This window comes from Pseudomonas sp. NPDC087614, assembly GCF_044743485.1.
GTDB classification, from domain to species: domain Bacteria; phylum Pseudomonadota; class Gammaproteobacteria; order Pseudomonadales; family Pseudomonadaceae; genus Aquipseudomonas; species Aquipseudomonas baetica_A.
The window spans coordinates 1-739 of the sequence record NZ_JBIUWN010000061.1 but is presented as its reverse complement, the minus strand read 5'-3'; the positions used below and the strand labels follow the sequence as shown (position 1 = coordinate 739).

At 58.7% G+C, this 739-nt stretch carries 1 pseudogene; it reads left to right on the top strand.

The window, feature by feature from the left end:
• A pseudogene (cysD, locus tag ACIOWA_RS20450) lies at positions 1-739 on the top strand (sulfate adenylyltransferase subunit CysD); the annotation flags it as partial.

Sequence of the window (739 nt, the reverse complement as noted above, 5' to 3'; positions counted from 1 at the left end):
GGTGCAGCATCACGGCGGAGTCTTTGTGATGCTGTAATCCATCGGTAAAGACTCCGCCGTGATGCTGCACCTGGCACGCAAGGCGTTCTTCCCGGGCAAACTGCCGTTTCCGGTGATGCACGTCGACACCCGGTGGAAATTCCAGGAGATGTACAAGTTCCGCGACAAGATGGTCGAAGAACTGGGCCTGGACCTGATCACCCACATCAACCCGGACGGCGTGGCGCAGAACATCAACCCGTTCACCCACGGCAGCGCCAAGCACACCGACATCATGAAAACCGAGGGCCTGAAGCAGGCGCTCGACAAGCATGGTTTCGACGCAGCGTTCGGCGGTGCCCGTCGTGATGAAGAGAAATCCCGCGCCAAAGAGCGCGTGTACTCGTTCCGCGACAGCAAGCACCGCTGGGACCCGAAAAACCAGCGTCCAGAGCTGTGGAACGTCTACAACGGCAAGGTCAACAAGGGCGAATCCATCCGCGTGTTCCCGTTGTCGAACTGGACCGAACTGGACATCTGGCAGTACATCTACCTCGAAGGCATCCCGATTGTGCCGCTGTACTTTGCCGCCGAGCGCGAAGTGATCGAGAAGAACGGCACGCTGATCATGATCGACGACGACCGAATCCTCGAGCACCTGTCCGATGAGGACAAAGCGCGCATCGTCAAAAAGAAAGTGCGTTTCCGTACCCTTGGCTGCTACCCGTTGACTGGCGCGGTGGAGTCCGAGGCTGATAGC